The 7,930-nt window shown below is 34.7% G+C and carries 3 protein-coding genes; 1 reads left to right on the plus strand and 2 read right to left on the minus strand.

What is annotated here, in order from left to right; genetic code table 11:
- Window positions 1–252 precede the first annotated feature (252 nt).
- The gene (locus tag F6K54_RS35600; protein WP_293088490.1) at window positions 253–2,913 is read right to left on the minus strand and encodes an AAA-like domain-containing protein; all 2,661 of its coding nucleotides are present in this window, start codon (window positions 2,911–2,913) and stop codon (window positions 253–255) included.
- A 1,456-nt stretch (window positions 2,914–4,369) separates the two neighbouring features.
- Between F6K54_RS35600 and F6K54_RS35605 the strand changes: the two genes are divergently transcribed.
- Window positions 4,370–4,807, plus strand: coding sequence for a helix-turn-helix domain-containing protein (locus F6K54_RS35605; RefSeq protein ID WP_293088492.1), 438 nt, complete (start codon window positions 4,370–4,372; stop codon window positions 4,805–4,807).
- A 913-nt stretch (window positions 4,808–5,720) separates the two neighbouring features.
- Here the strand turns inward: F6K54_RS35605 and F6K54_RS35610 are convergent.
- Window positions 5,721–7,553, minus strand: a complete 1,833-nt coding sequence (locus F6K54_RS35610) for an ABC transporter substrate-binding protein (RefSeq protein WP_293088494.1) — start codon at window positions 7,551–7,553, stop codon at window positions 5,721–5,723.
- Window positions 7,554–7,930: the final 377 nt, after the last annotated feature.

Here is a 7,930-nt window from a genome sequence, read left to right on the forward strand (position 1 = left end):
GTATAACATCCAACACCTACCATCTAACACCTACCACCTAACACCTAACCACCTAACACCTAACACCTAATACCTAATTTGAATAAAGCCAAAAATTTATCGCTTTTAGGGAATAAGGAATAGGGAGCAGGGAAAAGGAAAAAAAGTATTTTTGCTTGCTATGAGATGCACCCTTTTCATAATTTTGTACCACCTCACATAAAATTTGTATAACATCCAACACCTACCACCTAACACCTAACACCTTTTACTTTAGCTTTGACAAAATTCAACTACTCTCATAAAATAGTTAGGTTTTCCTACTAAAAAACGACAACCTTTACTTAAAAGTTCATCTAAATCTTCCACAGACCTTAGCCAAACCTTCCCATTACTACCAGCAACAGCAATTTTTTTACTATCTGAACTAAAACTAATACTAATTACATTCTCCATAAATTCAAATTGACTAATCTGCCGTCCTGATAAATTCCAAAGTCGCACAATACTATCAATTCCAACAGTAGCTATTAACTCTCCATCAGGACTAAAACTAACTAACTTAGTATCCAGATGTAAACTTTGAAAATTGTTCATTAATTGTCCTGTAGAAAGCTGCCACAATTCTACTACTCCATTTGATGTTGCTGTTAGTAAAAGCTGAGGTTGAGAAATGCTAAAATTCATACTAATAGCTTGCACATCTAGAGTTTTGAATTGATTTTCAGACATATTCCATAATCTAACTGTAGACTTGCCATCTAATGTTGCTAGAAAATTTCCACCAGGACTAAAACTAACCGCTCTAATCAAACCATTATCATTCAAAATCGAATCAGATAATATAGTTATAGGCGACGATGATACATTCCAAATTTGAATAGGAATATCTATACCAGAAGTTGCTAAATACTTGCCATCAGCACTAAAACTAATACTATTAACTTCAGTTTGAGATATCTCTAATACATATAATTTTTCCCCTAATAAATTCCAGATTTTTACAGTACCATCACTACCAGCAGTTGCTAAATATTGACCATTCGGATGAAAAATTAGACTATTAACTGATTTTTGCTCCGTTTGCCATTCTGTAATTTTTTCGCCCTCAAAATTCCAAATAATTACTTTTCCATCTATTCCTGCTGAAGCTAAAATATCTCGATTAGGTCTAAATTTAACACTCGTAACAGCACCTTGATGACCTTGGAGAATAATCTTTCTTTTCTGAAGAAAACTATCTTCAAATTGTTTTTGTTCGTCAAGTTTATCCAGAATCATTTGTAGTGCTAATATTGGTCGAGTCGCAGGATATTCTGCTAGAGGAATATTGTTATTAACCAAATCTTTTAATTTTTGTCCTGCAGATATTGCCTTGGGTAAAGCTTCAAACAATGCTTGATTTGTTGTTGATTTTTTGAACATTGCTAATAACAGAGCATCGGTGCCAGTTTGTTCAATTTCTCGACTAGATTGTGCCAATCGAAATCTTTGATAAGCTAATAGTGAAAAACCGATTGATAAAACTAAAGATGTGCCAAGGATAGCAGAACCTATGGAAATCCAGCGTTTAGCTTTTTGTTGTGCTTTTACAACTTCTGCCTGAGCTTTTTTAGTTTCTATTTTTGTTGATTCTAAGGCTTCTATTTGAGCATCTAATACTAATCTTTGGCTAGTAGTCAAAAACTGAAAATCTTGATTTCTTAAACTTTTTCCGGCTGCCCAAACTAAAGCAGATTGTAAATCTTCCCCTTGCAATAAATAGGATTTATCTTCACAGTTTGAATGAAGCCATGCTTTAATTTTTGTAGAATAAGGAGGTAGTTTTTCTAACTCTTCATTAATCATTTCTTCGTGAAAAACTGTAGCATATATCGGATTAGCCACAGTTAATTTACTATCTCTTCTAACTACCAATCCAGATAACCTAAGTTCCATTTGTTCGGGACTATCATCGGCAACTATTCCAGCCAAATCATTCTGTAAAATTTGCTGATATAACCCTAATCTTCTGACTATTCTTTCATCCTTTCTGAAGATGCGATCGCGAATAGTTTTCAAATGTTCTGGTATGTCTTTTGTCTCCCAATTATGAATTATTTTAGATTTAATCATCTCCTCTAATTCCATTTTGGTATTAACAATATAAACTCCATTTTCAATGATGATTTTACACACTTTTTGAGTTAAAAACGGTTGTCCATTAGTCCAATATAAAATCTCTTTTAAAACTTCCTCTGGCTGCTGACAAATTTCGACTAATCCATCTACTAATGATAAAGCTTCATCAAACTTAAAACCAGTTAACTCAATAGCTCTACCAATATTAAAAGGTGTACTATTTAGGTCTTGACATAAATCTTGAGGTGTACTAACTCCTAACAAAGCAAAAGTTAAGCGATTATATTCTTGATTATTGGCACGTTTATTATAACAGGAACGAATAAATCCAAAAAAATCATCTACTGGAAAATCTAGAGCTAGAATACTATCAATTTCATCAATAAAAATCACAATATTGTTCTGGATTTTTGTTAGTAATATCGTTTCAATAAATTCACTTAATCGTTGTACGGGTGCTAGATAATTTCGTTCTCGCCACCAGGTACGAATATTGACATATTCTGAGAGGTTAAAATTATTTTCTAAGATGCGAAGAATACCTGCGTACCACTGTTCAGGAGTAACCCCCCGATTACCTATTTCTGAAATATCTATTGCCACACAAGAAATACCTTCTTGTTGTAATCTTTTAATCGTTCTAACTTGCAAGCTAGATTTTCCCATTTGACGAGAATTAAGAACATAACAAAACTCACTTATTTTGAGATTTTTATATAGGTCTTCATCTGCTTGTCGTTTGACGTAGTTGGGTGAATTTTTGGGGAGACAACCACCGACTTGATAATAGGATTTTTGTGCTGAATTATTCATGTTTAAGAATTTAGAATTTAGAATTTAGAATTTAGAATTTAGAATTACCTCTTCTTATAAATAGGGTTTGCGCTCAAAAGTCTGATGGTGATTATAGGGAACAGGGAACAGGGGGAAATAATTGATAATTTATGGATAAAAATTGATTTTCTTTTTAATTTTTGGAGATGTCTATTACTTCGAGCAGATCGAATTACTTCATGAAGACTAGCGTAATCGATCCATATTTGTAAGCATTCAGCCGTCAGCTATCAGCCATTGCTTTTAGTTTAAGATAAAAACTTTATTAATTGTCTTACTACAAAAGTTGCCTCTCTTGTCCTTAAAGTCAGTTGTTAATTTAAACACTGTCCTGAAGAATAGAGTCTTGTTGCTGAAGTCTGCAGTTCCTCCGGAGGAGGCTAGCTGACAGCAAGCTAGCTGTTTGCGCAGCATTCCGCAGGAAATGCTTATATCATGTCCGGTTGAATACTTACATTTTGGAGAAGGTAAGGCAGCGGGAGCTGGAGGCAGGAGGCAGAAGGAAAGAAAAGGTTAGAAGGGAAAAGGTTTTTTTATCACGCTATTCTCCGGACATGATATTACCTATATTCTAAACAACTATGGGATTTTCTATACTCAACTAAATTTGTATATAGAACCCCTAAGCGTATCTTTGCAAAGGTAGAGTTTTTAGGGTGCATCTCAATGCGTGAATAAAGCAAAAAAATTATCGCTTTTAGGGAACAGGGAACAGGGAACAGGGAACAGGGAACAGGGAACAGGGAATATATATAGTAAAAAAGTATTTTTGCTTGCTATGAGATGCACCCAGTTTTTAGGCAAAGAAGTTAGGATATTGATATTTAATTACATAGCATAGATAGATATCTCCAACAATCAAAAATCAAATCAATTATTGCACTCTTATTTATCAATTCTTTCCCCCTACTCCTCCCTACTCCCTACTCCCTACTCCCTACTCCCTACTCCCTACTCCCTAGGCATGGAGGAAATGCTTAATAGATCCCAAATGGGTTCTATAAAATTTTAAAATATCTATTATAATCATAATTTGATTTGAACACTCTAAAGATTGTATAAAGATTTTTTGATTTGAAGTGAAAAATTTATCTGAATAAAGTCTTTATATGTATTTACACAGATATTATAAAATGATATAGTATATATAGATAAGAAACTAAACCGTAGACAATACAACTGCAATGTTAATAAAATTAACATATATTTCTAAGATTAAGTATTAACCCGTAAATTAAAAGTTACGGTTGAACTGCTCAAACAAGTTTACTACTTAACCAAGAAATTATCTCAAGTTGTAACGGTGAATTTAAACTTTACAGGGTCATCTATTTCTGGGATAGCAATTGCGTTGAGCAGAACGCAGAACGGAGTTCTATTGCTTCCCAGAGTCAAGCTACTCAATATTTATTACTCCCTGATAAAGTAGAAAAAGATGCCTAAAAAAGCCTATCTCAAATCTCATCTGAGCGAAATAGAAATTAAAACACGTTATCTCCAAACTAAAGATAGAGTAGAATCTCGACGCTGGCACCTTTTGTGGTTGGTGTCTCAAAAGTGGACGATTAAAGAAGCAGCTAAAGCTTTAGGTTTTAACTATGATTACGCTAAAGATATAGTAAAAAATTACAATCAACAAGGACCAAATGCCATTTTAAATCGACGGAAAACCCGGAAATTTTATCCTTCTCATGCTTTGCTGACTCTAGAACAACAAGAACAGTTGCGCATGGCACTTAAACATCCACCCAGAGACCAAGAAGCCTGGACTGGACCAAAAGTGGCGGAATGGATTGCGAAAACTATTGGACGCGATCGCGTTTCTCCCCAACGTGGATGGGAATATATGAAACGATGTAGTTCCAACTCCTAAATTTCCTGAATACACCAACGTTTCATCTTTTTGCTCTATTACATAGTAGTGGCGTGTGATGGCTCTATTAATGATGTTGTCACACATTACTATATAGATAGTGCGTTATTTCATGTCCGTTTAATAGCGGTTCTTATACCATTTCTCTATAACAATGCGCTTAATAATTCTTACCAAAACCTGAATTGTACTAATAGCTGTTATCTTTTATTAAGCGCAACTTCATGGAGAAATGGTATTAGGTGCTAGGTCATAGGTATAAATTCAAGATAAGACACTGGAAACGGAGCAGAAATTTTGGATATTCCTTCAAGAGTGCTTAAATAGAACATTTTTATTATATAGCAGTCGCCACTATAGTTAGGACATCGGTTCATTAATTGATAATTGATCATGGATAATTGATAATTACCTCTGGTTAAAACCGCTACGGAATTGAATATAAGGAAATATTATTTCTTCTCTTGGTTGATTGGATATGGCGAGATCCCCTCGCCATCCGGAGACCGCTTTTTTCCCCTTAAAAGGGGAGGCTTTAAACCAGAATCATTTAATTATTAATAATTAATAATTAATAATTCGGTAATTGTGATGATTTATCAAAATAACATGGGTCTAAAACCCCGCCTTTTAAGGCGCAATATTTTTGGAGCCTTGCTCAAATCCCCTACTTCCTCTCCTGGCTCCCCTCCTGGGAGGGGCGGGGGTGGGTTGGGGAGGGGCAGGGGTGGGTTAACTTCTGTACGTCGCCAATCCGACGGCTCCCCTATCTGACTTCTGAGTTCTGACTTCGTTAAGACGCGAGCAAGATGCTCGCACTAATTGTCAAGCACCAACCTGGCAGTTGCTATACTTAATCATCTGGAAATAAGATTATATAATGCCTGTTTAATAGCGTTCAGGAAAAACTTTCTTATCCTCTTCCTTCTTCTTCTCTCCTGACTCCTGACTCCTGACTCCTGACTCCTTCATCATTAACTTTCAATTCATCAATATTCCAAAAAGCTCCACCAATAGCAGAGAATTTTAAATTATCTATACGATCGCGAACTGCTTGCAACGAAAGAGGATTTACTAAAAAAAATATAGGTAACTGTTCCGCAACAATTTGCTGAAATTGACCATAAATTTCTCGACGTTTATTTTCATCTACCGTCTGATATCCAGCAGTAAATAAACGGTCAATTTCTTGCTCCCAACTAGAAACTTGCCAATTTTGCAGTGGTGTTTCTCCAGGTTTAGCACCAAGATTAAATTGATGAAATGAACCTGTACTTAACCAAAATAAAGAGAGTAAATTTGGCTCAAAATCTGCACCAGAAACACCAAAAGCTCCAACATAACATTCCCAATCTCTACGAAGTAATAGTTTTTCTAAAACAGTGTTGAAATTGAGTACCTGTAAATCAGCTTGAATCCCAATTTTGCTTAAATCTTCTTTGACTTGAACTGCTGTATCTATCCTGAGTTTTTCTTCAGATTTTACTAAAATTGTAAATTCTACTCGGTTACCATCCTTATCTAATAATTCATTGGCATTATTATATTTAAAACCAGCATCTAACAATAAACTTCTAGCTTTTTCCGGGTCATAATTATAGACCTTTAATCCTGCTTCCGGAGATAAATAATAAGGACTTTGCACCCCAAAAGCAGAATGTTGTATTGTTCCTAAACCTCGATAAATATTATTATTTATCTGTTGACGGTTAATAGCATAAGCAACTGCTTGACGAAATGCCAAATTATTAAACCAACCAGACTTCATAGGATTTAAAAAAGATTTACCTTCTGAATTTTTAGCTTGATTAAGATTAAAACCAACAAACTGATAACCAAATTGAGGACCACCATTATAAATCTGATATTTTCCTCGTTTTTCTTCTCGTTTCAGTAATTGAAATGCTTCGGCATTGACTCGTAGAGCATCTAATTCCCCAGAACGAAATCTGAGCAATTGATTATCAGTTGAAGGAATAATTTGGATCACAATTTCATCAAGATAAGGCAGTGAATTACCCATGGCATCAGAACGCCAATAAAAAGGATTTTTTTGTAAAATAATTCTTTGAGAAGGTATGTAACCTCCAAGTTTAAATGGGCCATTACCAATGATTTTTTGTGGCTCTGTATTTGTATTCCAGGTTGATAAAAATAGAGGCTTACCATCAGCATCAATGGATAAAACAGCATCTCGCAAAGCGTGAGCTGGTAAAATTTTTAATCTCTCTACATATCTGATAAATGGGGCAAATGGTTCGGGCAAGATAAATTCAATTCTTTGTGAATCGAGTTTTTTTATAGAGGGAAAAGCACCATTACTACCAATTCTTAAGAAGTCTCTATAAACAGTAGGAATTTTTTTATTTAGATAAATATCTTGATAGGTAAAGACAACATCATCAGCAGTGAGAGGTTCGCCATCAGACCATTTTAATCCCGAGCGTAATGTAAAAATAATTCGTCTTTTATCTTCAGACAAAATCCAAGATTCTGCTAATGCTGGTTGTAACTCTCCAGTTAGCCCATTTTCTGATAGTAATCCTTCATAAATAAACTTAAAAATCCCGTATGGAGAACGAGATATTGGGTAGTTAAAAGTAGGTGGTGCACTAGGAAGAACTAAAACTAATTTTGAATTATTATTAATCTGTGAATTTAATAATATTGGGCGACAACCACTGATAAAAATAAATGAACAACATAATAAAAATCCAATTGAAAAATGTAGGAATCGAAAAATCATAAATTTATACCATAGGGAGTAGGGAGTAGGGAATAGGGAATAGGGAATAGGGAATAGGGAGTAGGGAGTAGGGAATAGGGAATAGGGAATAGGGAATAGGGAATAGGGAATAGGGAATAGGGAATAGGGAATAGGGAATAGGGAATAGGTAGGGACGTTGCATGCAACGTCCCTACAGATTATTTTGTTTATGGGTTGTTTGTGGGCAAGTAATGAAAGGGGTATTCATAATTCTTATGTTGATTACGGTTAGTATTGTAAAGTTTTATTGATTTTATAGAAAAACATAGGAAAACAATTAAAAATATCTTAGACTGAGAAAGGAAAGCAGAACAGCTCGTTAAATGTTTACAGGAGGGATAATGCAGTTAGTAGAA

Origin of the sequence: Okeania sp. SIO3B5 (assembly GCF_010692555.1) — a bacterium.
In the GTDB taxonomy this organism is placed as follows: domain Bacteria; phylum Cyanobacteriota; class Cyanobacteriia; order Cyanobacteriales; family Microcoleaceae; genus Okeania.

Excerpts from the sequence above, each read along its gene's own strand:
- F6K54_RS35610 (WP_293088494.1), bottom strand. The coding sequence starts at position 7,553 with ATGATTTTTCGATTCCTACATTTTTCAATTGGATTTTTATTATGTTGT.
- F6K54_RS35600 (WP_293088490.1), bottom strand. The coding sequence starts at position 2,913 with ATGAATAATTCAGCACAAAAATCCTATTATCAAGTCGGTGGTTGTCTC.
- F6K54_RS35605 (WP_293088492.1), top strand. The coding sequence starts at position 4,370 with ATGCCTAAAAAAGCCTATCTCAAATCTCATCTGAGCGAAATAGAAATT.